Origin of the sequence: Pedobacter africanus, from assembly GCF_040548825.1 — a bacterium.
GTDB lineage: Bacteria > Bacteroidota > Bacteroidia > Sphingobacteriales > Sphingobacteriaceae > Pedobacter > Pedobacter africanus_A.
Genome location: NZ_JBEPSL010000001.1, coordinates 2,152,322 through 2,172,321, shown reverse-complemented (window position 1 = coordinate 2,172,321; position 20,000 = coordinate 2,152,322). Strand labels below are relative to the sequence as shown.

The window sequence follows — 20,000 nt, the reverse complement described above, 5'->3', positions numbered from 1 at the left end:
AAATAATTTTATCTAAGTTTGCTCAAAATAAATCAACAGAAGGATGACAGCTAAGGAAATCAGACAGGCCTACTTAAAATTTTTTGAATCAAAACAGCACCATATCGTTGCATCTGCGCCTATAGTAGTTAAAAACGACCCAACCCTGATGTTTACCAATGCAGGGATGAACCAGTTTAAGGATTTATTTTTAGGGGAGGCGCCCATTAAATTTCCCAGGGTTGCCGATACCCAGCGCTGTCTGCGTGTTTCCGGTAAACATAACGATCTGGAGGAAGTAGGTATCGATACTTACCATCATACTATGTTTGAGATGCTGGGCAACTGGAGTTTTGGCGATTACTTTAAAAAGGAAGCCATCGCCTGGAGCTGGGAGCTGCTTACAGAAGTCTATAAAATTCCTAAAGACAAGCTTTATGTTTCCATTTTTGAGGGAGACGAAAAAGAAGGTTTGCCAAGGGATAACGAAGCATATGAATTATGGAAACAATATGTGCCGGAAGACCGTATCATATTGGGCAATAAAAAAGACAATTTCTGGGAAATGGGAGATACCGGTCCATGCGGTCCATGTTCGGAAATTCATGTCGACTGCAGGCCTGACGACGAGCGTAAAGCCCTGGCTGGAAAATCCCTGGTTAATGCCGATCACCCCCAGGTGATTGAGATCTGGAACAATGTATTCATGCAGTTTAACCGCCTTAAGGATGGTTCTTTGCAGCCTTTGCCGGCACAGCATGTGGATACCGGGATGGGCTTTGAACGCCTGGTACGCGTGTTGCAGAACAAAAGCTCCAATTACGATACCGATGTATTCCAGCCGCTTATTCAGTTTATCGCTACCAAAGCGGGGATACACTATGGGGCTGATGAGAAAACGGATATTGCTATGCGTGTAATGGCCGATCATATCCGGGCCATCTCTTTTGTTATTGCCGATGGACAGCTGCCTTCAAACAACAAAGCCGGCTATGTGATCCGTCGTATCCTGCGTCGGGCAGTAAGGTACGCCTATACTTTCCTGAACCTGAAAGACCCTTTCCTGAATGAACTCGTACCGGTATTGGCCGAACAGTTTAAAGGAGTTTTTGATGAACTTTTCATTCAACAGGATTTTGTACAAAAGGTAGTACTGGAGGAAGAAGTTTCCTTCCTCAGAACTTTAGCTACAGGTATCCAACGTTTTGATAATTACATAAAAAAGCAGGCAGATTTCTTAATGTCTGAGAATGCAATAGAACCCGAAAAGTCTTTTGAAGATCCATGGGTGCACAGCATACTGAAAGACCAGATGGTCATCTCAGGAGAGTTTGCTTTTGAACTTCAGGATACCTATGGTTTCCCAATAGATTTAACTGAACTCATGGCCCGCGAAAAACGCTGGTCGGTAGATATGGATGAATACAACAAAGCCCTGCTTAAACAGAAAGAGCGATCGCGTGCCGCTACAGCTGTAGATACGGGCGACTGGATATTGGTGAACCCGGAGCTTGAAGTTGAATTTGTGGGCTACGATGATGTAGAAGCAGAGACGGAAATCATCAAATACAGAAAGGTAAGTGCAAAAGGGAAAGACCAATACCAAATTGTATTGAGCAAAACGCCATTCTATGCGGAGAGCGGCGGTCAGGTAGGAGACACCGGTCGCCTGGAAGACCACAGTCGCCTTTTCTTCGTTGAGATTACAGATACCCGGAAAGAAAATGGCGTCATTGTCCATTATACTGATACTTTACCGGAAGATCTGGAAGGTCAGTTCTGGGCGGTGATTGACGAAAGAAAACGTTTGCTTTCCCAGGACAACCATACCGCAACGCATTTGTTACATGCGGCCTTAAAAAAGGTACTGGGCAGCCATGTAAGCCAGAAAGGCTCGCTGGTAAACCCGGATTACCTGCGTTTCGACTTTTCGCATTTTGCAAAGGTTACAGATGAAGAACTGGCGCAGATTGAACATCTGGTAAATCAAAAGGTAAGGGAAAATATTCCTTTAAAAGAGCAAAGATATGTACCCTACGAGCAGGCCATCTCAAGTGGCGTAACTGCCTTGTTTGGTGAGAAATATGGCGACCTGGTGCGCATCATTACTTTTGACGATCATTATTCGAAGGAGCTTTGCGGAGGTACGCACGTTCAGGCCACAGGGCAGATCGGTTACTTTAAAATCACTTCAGAAAGCGCGGTGGCAGCTGGTGTAAGGCGTATTGAAGCCATCACTGCCGATAAAGCAGAAGCCTTTGTATTGGATCAGAACCGGGAGCTGAATGAATTGCGGAACCTGCTAAAAGGTAACAAAGACCTGAGCAGTGCTGTTGCTGCATTAATTGAAGAAAACAATAAGCTGAAGAAAGAGGTAGAAAAGGCTGTTCTGGAGCAGTCTGCCAACCTTAAACATGAAATCGTTCATCACCTTAAAACCATAAACGGTATTAACCTGATTGCTACGCATGTGGACCTGCCCAATGCAGATGCCGTTAAAAACCTGGCTTTTGCAGTAAAGGACCTGGTTGACGATTTGTTCCTGGTTTTCACCACTTTAATAGACGATAAGCCGGGCATTACCGTTATGCTGTCTGAGAACCTGGTTAAAGACAAAGGCTTAAATGCTTCAAACATTGTGAGGGAATTGGCTAAGGACATTCAGGGCGGGGGTGGCGGACAGCCTTTCTACGCAACTGCCGGTGGTAAAAATAAAGAAGGATTGTCGACGGTGCTGCATAAAGCAGAAACACTGATCCCGAAATGACATTTGTTATTGGGTGCTTATTTAAGCACCCAATAACCTAAAGCAAGCCATACCAGCCCCTTAGCCAGGAAAAATAAAAATCCCCATACGCCAACTCTTCTCAGCCATTTTAAAATGGCTGCTTTTTTTTCTGATGTGGGTTTGGTATTCATGCGGTAGGCCAGGTAAATGGGATATCAGGCAAAATTAAGGAGTTTTTCCTAATCTTTGCTCAGTTTTTTTATAGGTTTTAGCGTGACCTTTCTGAATTCCACTTCCGAACCCTCTGCCTGTATGGCAATCTGTCCGCTTTTAGCAGTGCAGTTGTAGCCGTAGTTTACCAATTTATCGTTCACCCATACTTTTACTTTATCGTCCAGGCATTCCACAACCATTTTGTTCCATTCGCCAACGGGCTTTTCAACGTTGTCAACCATTCTTTTTATCCGGCGCTGTTTGTTGCCGTTTACCCCCCAGTTTTCTTTCGGGCCGCGCCTGGTTTCCATATCGGGTACGGTAATGTCTTCTTCAATACACCAGAAATCACCAGCATTCTGGTTTTGCATCTGAACTTCCAGGGATTTCGGGAACATTCCGTAAAGGGCCCTTGGCGTTGAGGCATGTACCAGCACGCCGCAATTCCCGGGTTTGGCCGAAAAGCGGTATTGTACTTCGATACGATAGTTCTGGTAGGTCGCATCTGTGATCAGGTGACCTTTTGGGTTGCCCATGCTTACTAAAAGTCCGTTACGAACAAGGAAAGAGGGTTGAATATCCGGGTTCTTGTCGTGATCCGGCACATCGCTATGCCAGCCGCTGAGGTCTTTTCCATTAAATAACGACTTAGACTGCGCTAAGGATGCGATGCCGCAGCATAAAAATGCGAGGATTGATAATGTGGTAGTTAAAGATTGTTTCATGCACTAAATATAATTTTTTTTTAATCCACGCACAATAATCAGGATAAACCAGCGTCTATATTACTGAGAGCGTTAATTTAGATGAGCGGGAATGGTCGGAGGATTATTCCCGCTTTTTTTATCCCGATTCTTTTTGTACAGGTTAATTTAATATGAAATCTTAACCTCGCTGCCTGGTCATTGCAATAAAACAAAAATATTTAATTAACATTGAAGCAGATTATAGGTAGCTTTAAATAAGGAACAGCGCAATGACTTCTTGTGATATACTTAGCGACACCGAACTGGCTGTTTTGTTAAAACAGGCAGACAAGAATGCCTATACAGAAATCTACAACCGTTACTGGAAAAAGATGCTTTTGCTGGCCTGGAACCATTGTAAGGATAAGGCACAGGCTGAAGATATAGTACACGAAGTTTTCATCGCTTTGTGGAACCGCAGAACAGAGGTATTGATAGAAAATATTCCCGCTTTTTTAACAACCGCTATAAAATTCAATATTTTTAAGCACTACCAGAAGCTGCTGCATAGAAGACAGCTTGCGCTGCAGAATTATGATTTTAAAGAAAGTAGTCATGATGAAGCCAGGCTGGATGCCCTGTTTCTGAAAGAATACATAGATGGAATTGTAGAACAGTTGCCAGAGAAGTGCCGTTTAACTTTTAAATACAGCAGGGAAGAAGGGCTGAGCAATGCCCAGATCGCCGAAAAAATGAATATTTCGGAGAAAGGAGTGGAGGCCAATTTAACACGTGCACTCAAGACCATCAAAGGTAGTCTTAACGATTCCGGATTGCTGCTGTTGCTGTCGATACAGGTCTGGAAAAATTTATTTTAATGCTGATGTAGGGTCAGCCTCCTTTTAACGTACATCCTTATCAAAGCCCGGAAAAAAGGATGGAGCAAGATCAGATCAACAACTTAATAGCGAAATATGTTCAAGGAACCGCCACTGATGCGGAGCTGGAAGAACTGCGTAACTGGTACCGTAATACTGCCTATCAGGATGCCCTTTATCCCGACGAAGAGCAGGCTGTGCATAGGCGGATGTTGGCGCGTCTCGAAAAGGAAATTACCCCTGTTCCGGTAAAACGAAGGTTGTTGAGCCATATAACGGTAGCTGCCTCAATTTTACTGTGCCTTGGCATAGCTTTTTACTTTTATGGCAGGCGCCATGAAATGCCGGCTGAGGATAAAAACCGTTTAAGTCAGGACATCAATCCCGGGGGTAACAAGGCTGTTTTAACGCTTGCCAATGGTGATAAGGTGGATTTGAGTGATGCCCAAACCGGAATTGTGATCAATACCCGGGACCTCATGTATAATGACGGGACTAAGATCAATTTACAATCAAGCTCCCTTCAGCATACAGTTGCAAATATGATGGTAAGTACACCTGAAGGGGGGACTTACCAGGTCATTTTGCCCGACAGTACCAGGGTCTGGCTGAATGCGGCTTCTGCATTAAAATTTCCTTCTACATTTGCTGAAGTACAGCAGAGAAGAGTTGAGCTTAGTGGGGAGGCTTATTTTGAAGTGGCCAGGATAAAAAAAGGCAGCGGGCATTTGCCTTTTGTGGTAGTGAGCAATAACCAGGAAGTAGAGGTACTGGGCACACATTTTAATGTCAATGCCTATCCCGGGGACGCAGATACAAAGACAAGTCTGCTCGAAGGGCTGATCCGCATAAAAAATGGAAAAGGAAATTCATTGCTTAAACCAGGGCAGCAGGCTATCAGCAATAGGCGGGGAATTGAACTGGTTGATGGCGATGCCGAAGATGCCATCGCGTGGAAAAACGGATATTTTATGTTCGATAATGAAGATCTGGCCAGCATTATGGTCAAGGTATGCCGCTGGTACAAGGTAACGGCCAGCTACGAAGACGAAGCGGTTAAAAATGTTAAATATTACGGTACCATAAGCCGCTTCGAAAAAATATCAAAAGTACTCAGCAAATTGGAGGTTACAGGCAATTTAAAGTTCGAGGTAAAAGGCAGTACGGTTAAAATATCCCATAAATAGTCCTACAAAACAACCAATTCATAACCAAACAAAGGATCAGAAATGAAAAATTCAGAAAAAAAGACCTAACAGAAGCTATGGTACAGCAAATAAATAAGAAAGGAGTGCGGCAAACACCCCTTTCAGTTCTGCTGCCATTCCGGTAATACCGGACGAACAATTTAAAAATTATTCATGATTCATTGCGGTTGCTACTGAGGTCTTAAGTCAAACAGCAATCCGCACTAACACAGACAATCAAATGTATAAAATTTATACTAAAATTTTATGTATGCCATGCGGCTGCATACCTAAATTGCTATTAATGATGAAGTTGACCACTGTCATATTAATTACTACATTGCTGCAGGTCAGTGCTGCTTCTTTTGGACAAAAAATGACCCTTGAGCGAAAGGGGGTCAGCCTTCAGCGTATTTTTAAGGAAATCAGGAAACAGACAGGTTATGATGTCCTTTTATCAACCAACCGCATCCGGATCAGTTCGGCCATAGATGTCAGCTTCAATAATGCGTCATTGGCAGAGGTTATGGAAAAAGTGATCCGTGGCCGTGGTTTAATCTATACCATAGAAGACAAAACGATCCTGATTAAACCAGAAATTGTTTTGCAGGATAAATCAGGGGTCATACTCAACACCATCGATATCCGTGGTACGGTTACAGACGAAAAAGGAAAACCGCTCCCCGGGGCCTCCGTAAAAGTAAAAGGCGGCAGCAACAGTACCGTTACGGACCGAAATGGCGGGTTTGCTTTAAGGGGAATTGATGGCGATGCAGTTTTAATTGTTTCTTACCTGGGTTTTATTGTAAACGAAACCAGTGTGAACAACCAGGTTGTGGTTAATGTAGTTTTAAAGGAAGACCAGAAAGGTTTGAACGAAGTGGTCGTAGTAGGCTATGGCACGCAGAAGAAGATTAACCTTACAGGGGCGGTAGACAATGTAGGAAGTGAGTACTTTGAAGACCGGCCGGTACCTAATGTAACGAAAGCATTGCAGGGTGTTATACCCAACCTGAACATTAAAATGACGGATGGAAAACCTATCCGTAGTTCAGCTTATAACATTAGGGGAATAACCACGATAAACTCAACAGGTGCCGATGCATTGATCATCATAGATGGCGTTCCGGCCAACGATAATGGTTTGATCAACAACCTGAACCCAAACGATATTGCCAGTGTAACCGTGCTTAAGGATGCAGCATCAGCCGCTATCTACGGGGCAAGAGGTGCATTTGGTGTAGTTTTAATTACGACGAAAAGTCCGCAGAAAGGTAAAGTTCAGCTCAACTACAGTGCAAACTTTTCAAGAAACGAACATACCGTAAGGCCTGATTTTGTGACCGACAGTTATACCTGGGCAAAAACATTTAATGAAGCCTTTGCAGGATGGAACGACTATAACGTTTATCCGACAGACATCAATGGGGTTTACCCTTTTTCGCAAAGCTATCTCGAGGAGATCAAACGCCGTTCAGAAGATTCTTCTTTGCCAAAAGTGGAAGTGAATGCTGCCGGCAACTATGTTTATTACAATAGCGATACCGACTGGATAAAAGAACTGTATAAAGACAGTAATCCGGGCATGGAACATGCCCTAAGCGTTACCGGTGGAGGAGAGAGCGTAAATTTTGCGCTCTCCGGCCGTTTGTACAACCAGGATGGTGTGTATCGTTACAGTCCGGATAAATACAACCGGTACAACCTGAGGTTTAAAGGGGATATTAAAATTAATGAATGGCTTTCTGCCAATGCCATATCCGATTTTTCGAGTTACAGCTATAAGTATCCGCTCACTTCATTCGGGGGGAGAAATGCGATATTAAGGCTCCTGGCGGTAAGTGCATTCCCCATCGCACCGGTATTTAACCCCGATGGCAGTCTGACAAGAGTAGGGGCTACAGGTGTAGGCGACTTCTATTATGGCAAGAGCTTTTCCTTAACCCAGCAGAATTTTTTAAGAAATACAGTAGGGTTAAATGCGGCCATCATTAAAAATAAATTAAACCTAAAAGCCGATTTCTCTTACCTGTACACCAATACCAAAAACAATTTCAAATATATTCCAGTACCCTACAGCAATGCTCCCGGAACAATTATCCGTTCAGGAATCAATGATTATACAGAGAATACAGCGAACAGAAGTTACTATGTAGGCAATATCTATGCAGATTTCTCACAAAGCTTTGGCAACCATAACCTGAAATTGCTTGGAGGCTGGAACCTGGAATATGACAAGCTAACTAACTTAAACATTTCAAGGGATGGCTTGCTGTTGGATGACCTGTCCGATTTTAACCTGGCCACAGGCACAAACTTCAGGCTTACCGGAGGCGGACAAACCTCGGCACTTTCAGGCGTGTTCTTCAGGGCCAACTACGATTTTAAAGGTAAATACCTGCTTGAACTGAATGGCCGTTACGATGGCTCATCTAAATTTCCGGTAAACAAACAATTTGGCTTCTTCCCATCGGCATCTGCCGGCTGGAGGGTTTCTGAAGAGAATTTTATGCAGCAGACCAAGGGATGGCTGGACAACCTGAAACTGCGGGCTTCCTATGGATCTTTAGGAAATGGAAATATTGCGCCCTATACCTTTCTGCAAACCATAAGCGCGTCCCGGGGAACCGTGCTGGTAAACGGGGCTTATCCAAGTTATATCCAGCAGCCTGGCGTGGTATCCCAAAATCTGACCTGGGAAACTGCAACCACACTCGATTTCGGAATAGATGCATCACTTTTAAAACAACGTCTGTCTGTGACATTCGACTGGTATGAACGCAAAACAAAGGGAATGATCCTTGCAGGAACGCCACTCCCTGCCGTATTCGGTGCTTCAGTTCCCAGAGAAAATAATGGCGACCTGTCTACCAAAGGTTGGGAACTATCCCTGGCCTGGAGAGATCAGATCAACCTCAGAAAACCATTGAGTTATGGTATCAGGCTTACTTTGTCTGATAATGAGACTTATATTACCAAGTTCTATAATCCTACCGGGACCCTTTCCTCAAGTTTTAAAGGGCAGAAATGGGGAGATATTTATGGCTTTATATCAGATGGCCTGTTTCAATCGGAAGAAGAGGTATTAAACCATGCCGACCAGTCCTTCATCAAAGTTTCTATCCTCAATAAATTCCTTCCGGGGGACGTTAAATTCCGGGACATCAACGGTGATGGAAAGATCAACCGGGGACTGAATACATTGGAAGACCCGGGCGATATCACTGTGATTGGAAACTCACTGCCACGTTATGCCTATGGAATTACAGGTGATGTATCCTGGAATAATTTCTCATTGAGCGCCTTTTTTCAGGGAATCGGAAAGCGCGATTGGTGGCCTTCGGTAGAAGCCGCCTATTTCTGGGGACCCTACAATCGTCCGTATACCTTCCTTCCTAAGGCAATAGACCAGAACCACTGGACCCCTGAAAATCCCGGTGCCTATTACCCGAGGTTAAGAACCTATACCTCTATCGGTAGTACACCTCAGCTGGCTGTTCAGCAAAGCCGTTACCTGCAAAATGCCAGTTACATCCGTTTAAAGGACCTTACTATTGGTTATACATTGCCCAAAAGTCTGATCAGCAAGGTTAGGTTAACCAACGCAAGAATCTTTGTAACCGGCCAGAACCTTTGGACATGGTCGCCCATGTACAGGATAACAAAAGATTTTGACCCTGAAGTGATTGAGGGGTCAGATCCTGAAGTTGCTAACGGACAAGGAGATGGGTTTTCTTATCCCTTGCTTAAAACCTATACCGTTGGTCTCAATTTAACCTTTTAACCTCATACAGATCTCATGAAAAAGATATTCATATACCTTGCAGTTGTGCTCACACTGGCATCCTGTAAAAAGATACTCGATCAGGACCCTCTGGATAAGCTGACCCAGGATCAGGCCTTTTCTACAGAGCAGAATCTTGAACTTTACACCAATTCATTTCTTCAAACGATGCTCCCTTCAAACGATGTCCTGTTTAAGGGCGATCAGCTGTCTGATATTGCCGTTACTGCCGGTGTACCACAGTACCTTACCCCGCAATTTACAGTGCAACAGGCCAGCGGCTGGGGCTGGGGCAATCTGCGGAACGTCAATTATTTTATACAAAACAATAAAAACACAGCCATAGCGCCTCAGATAAGGGCACACTATATGGGAATTGCCAGATTTTTCAGGGCCTGGTTTTATTATGGTATGGTAAAAAGATTTGGTGATGTGCCCTGGTACGGAAAGCCGCTGGATACAACGGACCCTGACCTCTATAAGGCCAGAGATCCGCGTAGCCTGGTGATGGATTCTGTGCTGGCCGATCTCAATTATGCCGTTGCCAATATTAACGATACAAAGGATGCTTCCAGCAGTCGCATTACAAGATCGGTGGCGCTTGCATTGAAGTCAAGAATCTGTTTGTTTGAAGGTACTTACAGAAAATACCACACAGAATTATCCTTAATCGGTTCTGCCGCTGCCTGGCTTACTGAAGCTGCTGCAGCGGCCGATCTGGTCATCAAAGGTGGTAAGTACAGTTTAAACACTGCCGGGGCTACTCCGTACAGGGCTTTGTTTACGAGCGAAAACCCAGTAAACAATGAAGTGCTGCTGGCTGTTGTGTACAACAATAACCTGAGCAAGTGGCACGATGCCAATTACTGGTTTACAAGCGCCACCTATGGAAATAAGCTAAGTCTGGATAAAAGCTTTGTGAATACCTATCTGAATGCAGATGGTAGCCGCTTTACCGATCAGGCAGGTTATAACTCCATCGTATTCCAGAATGAAGTGAAGAACAGGGATAAGCGGTTGTCGCAAACCATACGAATGGCGCCTTATAAAAGAAGCGACGGATCTGCAGCAGCTCCCGATTTTGCCTTTACCAGTACCGGTTATCATATCCTGAAATTTACGCTCGACGATAAAGCACTGGACAACCGCTCGCCCGTTGCAAACTACAATTCTATTCCGGTTATCCGCTATGCGGAAGTTCTGCTGAATTATGCAGAGGCAAAGGCAGAGCTGGGGACGCTGACAGCGGGCGATTGGAATACCAGCATTGGCGCTTTAAGGACACGTGCCGGAATTACCAATACCGCAATGCCTGCCACCATAGATATTTACATGCAGGCCAATTTTTATCCAGACCTCAATAATGCGGTTTTAATGGAAGTGAGAAGGGAAAGGGGGATTGAGCTTGCAGTAGAAGGCTTTCGTTACGATGATTTGCTGCGCTGGAAAGCGGGCGCTTTACTGGAAAAACCTTATAACGGACTGTATGTGCCGGCCAAAGGGCAGGTGCTGGACCTGAATGAAGATGGGCAGGGGGATGTGGCCTTTGTAGACGCCGTGCCTGCAACAAAGGTACCTGGGGTATATTATTATCTGCTTAATGGCATTTCGGCCAGACTTTCCGGAGGTACCAGCGGAATCCTGATCTGGATGGGGAACATCAGTAAGCAGTTCCCGGATAAAAAGTATAACCAGCCTATACCGCTTGGTGAAATTGTATTGAACCCAAACCTTAAACAAACAGAAAGCTGGCAATAGCCCTCTCCTAAAAATATCGTTATGAAACTAAAAAGATATGCAAGCTTGATGGGCCTGGGGCTCATCATCCTGACCATGTTTGTTTTGTCCTGCAATAAACTGGAACCAGCTGATCAGGAAGTGGCCGGCAACCAGAAGGAGTCTGCACCCGCCCCGCTTTCTGCGGCTGCATTTACATCTATCAAAGACAGCTGGGTAGCTGTTTTGGATGTCACCAATGATAAAATCAATGTTTATGATTGTTATGCAAAAGAATGGTATCTCCCTGCTAGGAAAATGAACTGGAGCCCCACTACCGGCAGGTCGTACAGCGCTGCGGAAGTCAGCGCCTGGGGTGATCCTAGGGATGTAAGGATCAGGCAAAGTCCATGGGGTGGGGCCTGGGCCGCGGTTGGCGGTAACATGGCTACAATTGCCATCCAGAGTACCGGGCACCGGAGATGGGCGCTGGATCTGGGAGCCGGAACTACTCCGCATGGGGTAGAGCTCCTGCCCAATGGCAATATTGTAGTGGCAGCAAAGGATGGAAACTGGGTAAGAGTCTATACTTCTTCACAAAGTACAACAAGTACGAGTTACGCACAATTTAACATTACCGCACCCACTGCAGTGCTCTGGGACCCCATAAATAATGTAATCAGGGTTACAGGTTCAATTGGCGGCAACGCGGTATTGGCTGCTTTAACTGTCGGGGGCACTGCCGCTGCACCTACACTTACCGAAGATGTGTCTTTAAGAAGTACCTTGCCAACAGCAGGGGGACAGGACGTGAGCGATTTTGCAGGTGACCCCAATAAGTTGTGGGTCTGCACCAGCACGGGTGTGTATACCTACAATAAAACCACCAAAACATTTAGTGCCATCGGAAATTATGCTTTCAGGGCTGGTGTGAAATCCTGTGTAAACCAGATCTCAGGCAGATTGATCCAGGCCGATCCGGCTACGGGCAACCATATTGATTTTTGTTCCAGTAACGGCACCTGGCACCAATGGCAAAATTTGGTGGGAACCTCCAATTACAGGGCAAGGATCTGGAAATATGACTATGTGATTGAAGCACAAAGTCCGGAGATCAAAGTGATGACTTACAACATTCAGCTGGCAAATGGCGGATTGCAAAATGTGGCCAACGTAATTAAAGCGCAAAACCCCGATCTGGTCAGCCTGCAGGAAGTAGATAAATTTACCAACCGCTCGGGTAGCAGTATCGATCAGGCAGATACATTGGGTAAGCTAGCCGGGATGTATTGTTATTTCTCTAAGGCCATGAACTGGGATGGTGGTGAGTATGGGGACGCCATACTTTCAAAGTGGCCGTTGTACGAGATTACCCGCTATGTATTGCCGGCAGGCACAGGAGAACCCAGACAGATGGCCGTTATCAGAACGGAAAAAAATGGGCTGATGTTTAAATTCGGGGGTACACACTTAGATCATCTGGGCCCTGCTGCAGGCAATAGTTTATTGCAGGCCATAGCGATTAATAATATTGCCAATGGAATTACACATCCCTTTATACTGGGCGGGGATTTCAATGAAGTGCCAAGTTCGGTTACTATAACCAAGTTAAAGGAGAAATTCACGCTGGGATGTATGGGAAGCTGTCCGGCAACACACCCGGCCAGTGCGGCAACCCGAAGCATTGATTATTTTATGTATAAGCCCGGAGGTTTTACCATGAACAGCTACAATACAATAAGTACACTGGTGTCAGACCATCTTCCTGTGGTGGCCACGGTAACACTTCAGTAACTGGTATTTTTTAAGCGCATTCTGCCTCAAAAAACGGCAGAATGCCTTTTTTGGTCTGAATGCTGGAAACAGGCTATATTTGCCGCTCCAAAATTAAATGAAGATGCATGTAAAAGCCCTTATTTTACCGTTACTGCTACTTTTTACCACATTAACTGTTTATGCACAGCAAGATACGACCAGGAAACTGAATGAAATTGTGATCAAAGAAAACAGGATGCAGCTGCCCTTTTCCAAACAAAACAGGAACATCTGGATCATAGACGCTGAAAAAATCAAAAGCCTGCCGGCCCGATCGGTAAGTGAGCTGCTCAGTTATGTTTCAGGCTTGGATGTACGGCAGCGTGGTCCCGGCGGCTTACAGGCCGATATCAGTATAGACGGCGGAACTTTCGACCAGTCGCTCGTCCTTCTCAATGGAATTAAGGTTTCTGATCCGCAAACCGGTCATAACATGATGAACCTCCCGATCAGTATCGATGACATTGACCATATTGAAGTATTGCGGGGCTCAGCATCAAGAATTTATGGCATTAACGCCTTAACAGGCGCTGTTAATATCGTAACAAGGGATGCCGGAAATACCGGTGTTGCAGCTAATGTATTTGCAGGAAGCAGCTTTAAGGATAACATTTCAGGAGATAAGTACTACAATTACGGTCTCAGGGCGAGCGGAAGTCTTGTCTTAAATGGCTCCAGACACCTTTTGTCAGCCGGCCTGGAAGCAGGGAACGGCTACCGCTACAATACCGCATTCAACAACCAGAAAGTATATTACCAGGGAAATTACCGCGTAGGAAAAACAGACGCCTTAGAGGTAATGGCAGGGTATGTACACAACAATTTTGGTGCAAACAGCTTTTATTCTGCACCGGGAGATAAGGAATCTGAAGAAACCATTAAAACGGCACTTGCTTCGGCAGCCTATACTACCCGGTTAAGCCAGAACTGGACCATCGTACCCAAGGTCAGCTATAGGAACAATGTGGATGACTATCTGTACATCAAACAAACGCCGGATAAGTTCCATAACCATCATCAGACCCATGTTCTGGATGCTGAACTGAACAATACGATAACAACCAGTATAGGTACATTTGGGATCGGACTGGAAGCCAGGACCGAACGCATTAACAGTACTAATCTGGGCAAAAGCAACCGCAACAATGCGGGTTTGTTTACAGAGTACAGATTTGAGCCTCTAGCCGGATTGCTGGCCAGTCTTGGGGTTTATACCAATTACAATTCCGACTTTGGCTGGCAGGCTTTTCCCGGACTGGATGTTGGCTATAACTTTTATGGGAACTGGCGGGTATTTGCCAATCTGGGTACCGGACAGCGCCTGCCAACCTATACAGATCTTTATTATAAAGGACCTACCAATATAGGGAACGACCAGCTGAAACCTGAAAAATCAAAATATGCAGAAGGCGGATTGAAATTTAACAGCGAAAGGCTCCAGTTAAATGCAAGCTTTTTTATACGCAGGATCGATAGTTTTATAGACTGGGTTAAGGCCCTGCAGACCGACCCATGGCAGCCACAGAACTTTGGGCGTATCCATACCAAAGGTTTAACCCTTGCGACAGATTATACCTTAAAAACCAGCAGCACAATTTTGGATGATATCCGTTTGGGCGCGTCTTATACGTACCTTAACCCCAATCTTAAAAAAACACTGGCTAGCGCAAACTTTTCCCGTTATGCATTGGAAAGTCTGCGCAACCAGTTGAGTACCAATTTAAATGCCAGTCTTTTCCAGATGTTTGCTTTAACACTGACCACCCGTTACTGCGAACGCATCAGTTATAAAGATTACATGACCATGGATGCCAGGCTGGCCTTTAAAAAGCAGCATTACAGCATTTATGCTGATGCCGCCAATATATTTGACATACAGTATATAGAAGCAGGGGCTGTTCCGATGCCCGGCAGCTGGTTTACACTGGGGCTAAAGACTGCTTTTTAACAGCCGTTATTTCTGCTACAAGCTCGTCAATCTGGTTTTTGCTTATATTAGGCATGCAGATGATGTGTGACCAGGAGTTTTCGGCGGCAAGCTGCCATTTCTGACGGATCCTGATATCAGGTTCCGGAAAATTTACTGTAATGCTATTGGGGTTTCTCCAGGCCGGTAATCCGATGGCTTTGAATTGCTGTTCGGCATAAGCTGCTACTTCGAGGCAATGGCGGGCACGTTCCTTTAAACCTTTAACACCGAGTTTTTTGATTGTATACCATAAAAAAAGAGGACTATGCCCGTTTCTTGAGCCGGAAATGGTCGTGTCCATACTGCCGATATAGGCCACAGAGCGGGCTATCCTGTCGCGGTTGGATTTTTTGGCCACCACGACACCGCAGGGGATAGGTGAACCGATGAATTTATGACCGCTTATGGCAATGCTGTCTGCACCATCTGCAAAATCAAAGGCTGGCCGGGGCTCAATTAGCGCGCTGTAACTGCCAGATAGTGCCCCATCTGCATGGATGTAATAGTGTTTGATGGCCAGTTTCTTTAAGATCTGCCTGATCTTGCTGATGTCGTCCCGGGCTTCGGTCATCGTAGTGCCGATGTTGGCCATAATGATCACAGGCATGTGCCTGTTCATACGGATGGTATTTTCCAGGTCTTCATAATCAATTTCTCCGTTATCCTGTGTACTGATAACGATATTGGACATATTTAACAGGTGCAGGTTCTTTTGTACGCTGTAATGCGTGGCTTCCGAATAATACACCATGCCTTTAGGGTGCAGTTCCCTGGCCAGGTACAGACCATAAAGGTTACCTTCCGAGCCCCCGTTGGTTACATATCCCCACCAATCATCTGCCTGCGCCCTAAACAGTTCAGCAAAAAAACGTACCACCTCTTTTTCAATTTCCCTTGAACCTACTGCGTAGGTAGAAGGTACAAAAGGATCTCCCAGATTATTCATCGGATACTCCATAAAAGGCATCAGTTCGGCATAACTAAAGTCTTTTGAGACCGGATAACCCATAAAATAACGGGTGTTTAATTTTACTTCTTCCAGTAATTGGGCTAACAGTTGTTCTTCGTTTGTTGATAAGGAATATTTACTCATTTTTGGTACTAAGTTTTGAACTACAAAGTTATATCAACTAAAATAATGTGTGGTAATATTTATTTAATTAAAAACATTATATTGTTTTGTTGTTTATTTTGAAATAAAAATCTTATTTAATGTCTTTTTATACGAGCCGACCTCAAACAAATTTGCCTGTTCCGTGTTTTTTTATTTAGAACTCAACGCAGGTTTAAGTACTTTAGAGCGCTTTTAGTTAACGACAGATTAAAATGACGGAAGAGAAAATCACCATACCTTTCTATAAAAGAAGAGAATTCAGGTATCTTGCCATTGCCTGTACCGCACTTATAGTTACAGCTATTGGTGCTCTTTTCTATAACAAACATCCGCGGCCGGCAAAGAAGAAAAAACATACCGCAGTTCAAACGGAGACCTTACCGGCAGCACCTCAGACGGATACGGTCAGGACAGACAGCCTAAACGATCTATTGCAGGATTCCCTAAGCGGCGGCAGATAGCAGGCCTTGTTTCATCATAACTTATAAATGGTTATGTTTGTATGTAAAATACATCAGGAACTAAGAAAACTATTGCCCATAAATGAGTACGAAAACTCCAGTTTCTCCATCAGAATTCGAATTGGTATCTGGTTTAGAGATCCACGTACAGCTAAATACACAATCCAAAATATTCTCATCAGATAGTGCTGCTTTTGGTGCAAAACCCAACGAACACATTTCTGCAGTTTCACTGGCATTGCCGGGTGCCCTGCCAAAACTGAACAAAGAGGTAGTAGCTAAGGCTGTACGGATGGGCCTTGCCCTGAACTGCAGCATCAACCAGGTCAATTATTTCGACAGGAAGAACTATTTTTATGCCGATCTGCCCAAGGGGTACCAGATTACACAGGACAATAAGCCCATCTGCCAGAATGGCTTCCTGAATGTTACCCTGAGTACAGGTGAAGAAAAAAGAATTGGCATTAACCGGATTCACCTGGAAGAAGATGCCGGTAAAAGCATGCACGATCAGGACGATAAATATTCTTATGTAGATCTGAACAGGGCAGGAGTGCCTTTAATTGAAATCGTAACTGAACCTGATATCCGCAGTGCCGAAGAAGCATCATTACTACTTACCGAGATCAGAAAACTGGTGCGGTACCTTGATCTAAGTGACGGCAATATGGAAGAAGGCAGCCTGCGTTGCGATGCCAATATCTCCATTCGTAAAACGGGTGTGTCCGAATTCGGGACGCGCTGTGAAGTGAAAAACCTGAACTCCATCCGGAATGTACGCCGGGCAATAGAATTTGAATTTGGCCGTCAGCAACAAGTGATCAGCAGTGGCGGAAATATTGTACAAAGTACGTTAACCTTTGATGCCGACCAGGGTACTACGGCACCTATGCGCAGTAAGGAAGAAGCTAACGATTACCGCTATTTTCCCGACCCTGACCTGGCACCGGTCCACATTTCCGATGAATGGCTTGCCCAGCTGAAATTTGATATGCCGGCCCTGCCACAGGAAATCGCCAAGAAACTAGCGGCCGATTATGGGGTAAGCGGTTCAGAAGCAACCATGTTATCTGAAGACCAGGACCTGCTGCTTTATTTTAACCTAGCGCTGGAGCATGTAAACAACAAAAAGAACCTGATCAACTGGCTGGCCGGGCCAATAAGGGCCCTGCTTAATGAAAAGGAAACCACCATAGCGGATTTCAAGGTTACACCGGAACAACTGGCCGATGTCATCAACATGGTGGACGATAAGAAGATCAGTCAGCAGGTGGCTCTGCAGCAGCTATTGCCCGAACTGCTTAAAGTGCCTGCAGCGGATGTGATGGCATTGGCGGCAAAGCTGAATTTACTGATTGAAGACAATGGAGATGCATTATCTGCGTTTGTAGATGAAGTACTGGCTAAATACCAGGCTCAGGTAGAAGCCTATAAAAAAGGAAAAAAAGGGGTGTTGGGACTGTTTGTCGGGGATGTGATGAAGCTGGCTAAAGGTAAGGCAGACCCACAGAAAATAAATCAATTGTTACAGGATAAGTTAAAATAATAGATATGATCAAAAAGATTGGATACCTGCTGGTACTTTGTATTGCATTTGCTGCATGTAAGGACAAAAGTGGTTTTGTAATTGAAGGACAGTTTAAGAATGCTGCAGCTGGCAGCAAGGTGTACCTGTTTGGTTTGCAAAAGGATCAGGCGAAACCTCTGGATTCTACCGTTTTTTCAGAAAAAGGCGAGTTTAAGTTCAGCCACAGCACACCGGAAGCAGATTTTTTCAGGATCTCGTCCGGACATAGTGAATACATGATCATTGCGAAGAACGGTGATCATATCAAGATCGAAGCCGATCTGTCCGATAAAAATCTTTCCTATACCATTTCCGGTGCTGACGAGGCAAATAAATTGCAGGAACTCAATAAAACCAAAAACCAGTATATGGTTAAAATAAATGAGATCCAGCGTAAATTTGATGAAGCTGTTGCTGCCAGATCCGATCAAAGGGATGTGATAATGGAGCAGATGCGCCCGCAATACACCCAGGAAATTGAAGGCTTAAATAAGGCAGTATTGAAATTTGCCCAGGAAAATACCAGTTCACTTGCAGGTTTTTACGCTGTGAACCTGTTAAATCCGGCCGAGTATGAAAAAGAACTGGTTGCTTATTCCGATAAAATAAAAAGTGGTTTTAATAAGAATCCGGCCGTAACCGAGTTCCTGATGAGAATGGCCAAATTAAAGTCTGTTCAGATCGGGCAACCGGCACCTCAGTTCAGCATCAACAGTGTTGATGGTAAGCCGCTTAAACTGTCGGACTTTAAAGGTAAATACGTAATGCTTGATTTCTGGGCCTCATGGTGTACACCATGCCGTCAGGAAAATCCAAATGTAGTAAGAGCTTACCAGGCCTATAAAGACAAGAACTTTACCATTTTAGGCATCTCTTTAGACAAGGATGTAGCAGCCTGGAAAGCAGCCATTGCAGCCGATAATTTAACCTGGGTGCATGCCAGTGACCTGAAGGATTTTGACAGTCCGACTGCCGTGCTGTATTCGATTGAAGCCATTCCAAGCTCTTTTATCATTGATCCGGAGGGTAAAATCATTGCTAAAAACCTGCGTGGCGCAGCGCTGGATGATTTTTTAAATAAAACTTTACGCTAACCCTAAATTCATGTTAATATATAGGATGTTCTTAACAATTTGTTAACTTAGGTTTAACGCTATATTATAATTGATTACCTAATTTCGTAACAAATAATTAAAGCTATGAGCACCGTAAAACAGAAGATACTTATTGTTGATGATGAACCAGATATTTTAGAGTTGATAGAATACAACTTAAAAAAGGAAGGTTACCAGGTTTTCCTGGCGGGGAACGGACAGGAGGGTATTACTATTGCGAAGAAGGTGCACCCCGATCTGATCATCCTGGATATTATGATGCCGAAAATGGATGGTATAGAGGCTTGCCGCCTGATGCGTGCCATCCCTGAATTTAAAAATACATTTATGGTGTTCCTTACTGCCCGCAGTGAAGAATACTCTGAAATTGCCGGTTTTAATGTAGGAGCAGACGATTATATTGCCAAGCCGATAAAACCCCGTGCGCTGGTAAGCCGCATCAATGCCATCTTAAGAAGGAACTCAAGCACAGACGAAGTATCCGACAATAAAGTAGAGATTGGCGATCTGGTGATTGATCGTGAGGCTTATCTGGTTTACCAGAACGGACAAAAAGTAGTGCTGGCCAAAAAAGAATTTGAACTGTTATACCTGCTGGCCTCAAAACCCGGAAAAGTATATACCAGGGAATCCATCCTTAAAAACATCTGGGAAGACTCTGTAGTAGTTACCAACCGTACCATTGATGTGCATATCCGTAAACTACGTGAAAAGCTGGGCGAATCCTATGTGGCTACAGTAAAAGGAGTGGGCTATAAATTCGAACTTTCTTAGTACTTTTGTAGCTA

General features: G+C 44.5%; 14 protein-coding genes. 11 read left to right on the top strand and 3 right to left on the bottom strand.

Going from position 1 to position 20,000, the window contains the following annotated elements:
* Positions 1-43: 43 nt before the first annotated feature.
* Entirely contained in the window at positions 44-2,746 is a 2,703-nt protein-coding gene (gene alaS, locus ABIE26_RS08975) for an alanine--tRNA ligase (RefSeq protein WP_310137737.1), read from the top strand.
* Between the two features lie 17 nt (positions 2,747-2,763).
* Here the strand turns inward: alaS and ABIE26_RS08970 are convergent, their stop codons facing one another.
* Both ABIE26_RS08970 and ABIE26_RS08965 read right to left on the bottom strand, forming a co-directional pair.
* Complete coding sequence (locus ABIE26_RS08970; RefSeq protein ID WP_084239760.1) at positions 2,764-2,898, bottom strand: alanyl-tRNA synthetase; 135 nt, start codon at positions 2,896-2,898, stop codon at positions 2,764-2,766.
* A 48-nt stretch (positions 2,899-2,946) separates the two neighbouring features.
* The gene (locus ABIE26_RS08965; RefSeq protein ID WP_310137740.1) at positions 2,947-3,645 is read right to left on the bottom strand and encodes a 3-keto-disaccharide hydrolase; all 699 of its coding nucleotides are present in this window, start codon (positions 3,643-3,645) and stop codon (positions 2,947-2,949) included.
* A 251-nt stretch (positions 3,646-3,896) separates the two neighbouring features.
* On the opposite strand from ABIE26_RS08965, the gene ABIE26_RS08960 reads away from it, so the two are divergent.
* The 6 genes from ABIE26_RS08960 to ABIE26_RS08935 all read left to right on the top strand — a co-directional run bounded on the left by ABIE26_RS08960 (position 3,897) and on the right by ABIE26_RS08935 (position 14,934).
* Complete coding sequence (locus ABIE26_RS08960) at positions 3,897-4,484, top strand: sigma-70 family RNA polymerase sigma factor (RefSeq protein WP_310137743.1); 588 nt, start codon at positions 3,897-3,899, stop codon at positions 4,482-4,484.
* Between the two features lie 59 nt (positions 4,485-4,543).
* Positions 4,544-5,671 carry a FecR family protein gene (locus ABIE26_RS08955; protein ID WP_310137746.1) on the top strand — a complete coding sequence of 376 codons (1,128 nt, stop codon included), beginning with the start codon at positions 4,544-4,546 and terminating at the stop codon, positions 5,669-5,671.
* 304 nt (positions 5,672-5,975) lie between these two features.
* Positions 5,976-9,455, top strand: a complete 3,480-nt coding sequence (locus tag ABIE26_RS08950; protein ID WP_310137751.1) for a TonB-dependent receptor — start codon at positions 5,976-5,978, stop codon at positions 9,453-9,455.
* Between the two features lie 15 nt (positions 9,456-9,470).
* Positions 9,471-11,213 (top strand): RagB/SusD family nutrient uptake outer membrane protein, encoded by a 1,743-nt coding sequence (locus ABIE26_RS08945; protein ID WP_310137753.1) that lies wholly within the window; start codon positions 9,471-9,473, stop codon positions 11,211-11,213.
* A 21-nt stretch (positions 11,214-11,234) separates the two neighbouring features.
* A complete protein-coding gene (locus ABIE26_RS08940) occupies positions 11,235-12,965 on the top strand; it encodes a DUF6528 family protein (RefSeq protein WP_310137756.1) in 1,731 nt (576 codons plus the stop codon).
* Between the two features lie 97 nt (positions 12,966-13,062).
* Complete coding sequence (locus ABIE26_RS08935; RefSeq protein WP_310137758.1) at positions 13,063-14,934, top strand: TonB-dependent receptor plug domain-containing protein; 1,872 nt, start codon at positions 13,063-13,065, stop codon at positions 14,932-14,934.
* On the opposite strand, the gene ABIE26_RS08930 is transcribed toward ABIE26_RS08935, so the two are convergent.
* Positions 14,906-16,048 (bottom strand): histidine decarboxylase, encoded by a 1,143-nt coding sequence (locus ABIE26_RS08930; RefSeq protein ID WP_310137760.1) that lies wholly within the window; start codon positions 16,046-16,048, stop codon positions 14,906-14,908. The two genes, ABIE26_RS08935 and ABIE26_RS08930, sit on opposite strands and share 29 nt — an antisense overlap.
* A gap of 233 nt (positions 16,049-16,281) precedes the next feature.
* Here ABIE26_RS08930 and ABIE26_RS08925 point away from each other — a divergent pair, with 233 nt between their 5' ends.
* The 4 genes from ABIE26_RS08925 (at position 16,282) to ABIE26_RS08910 (ending at position 19,986) form a co-directional block, all read left to right on the top strand.
* Entirely contained in the window at positions 16,282-16,530 is a 249-nt protein-coding gene (locus tag ABIE26_RS08925; protein WP_310137762.1) for a hypothetical protein, read from the top strand.
* An 82-nt stretch (positions 16,531-16,612) separates the two neighbouring features.
* The gene (gene gatB, locus ABIE26_RS08920) at positions 16,613-18,076 is read left to right on the top strand and encodes an Asp-tRNA(Asn)/Glu-tRNA(Gln) amidotransferase subunit GatB (RefSeq protein WP_310137763.1); all 1,464 of its coding nucleotides are present in this window, start codon (positions 16,613-16,615) and stop codon (positions 18,074-18,076) included.
* A 5-nt stretch (positions 18,077-18,081) separates the two neighbouring features.
* On the top strand, positions 18,082-19,191 hold the full coding sequence (locus ABIE26_RS08915; protein ID WP_310137764.1) for a TlpA disulfide reductase family protein: 1,110 nt from the start codon (positions 18,082-18,084) through the stop codon (positions 19,189-19,191).
* 105 nt (positions 19,192-19,296) lie between these two features.
* Positions 19,297-19,986 carry a response regulator transcription factor gene (locus ABIE26_RS08910; RefSeq protein ID WP_310137767.1) on the top strand — a complete coding sequence of 230 codons (690 nt, stop codon included), beginning with the start codon at positions 19,297-19,299 and terminating at the stop codon, positions 19,984-19,986.
* The last annotated feature ends 14 nt before the right edge of the window (positions 19,987-20,000 follow it).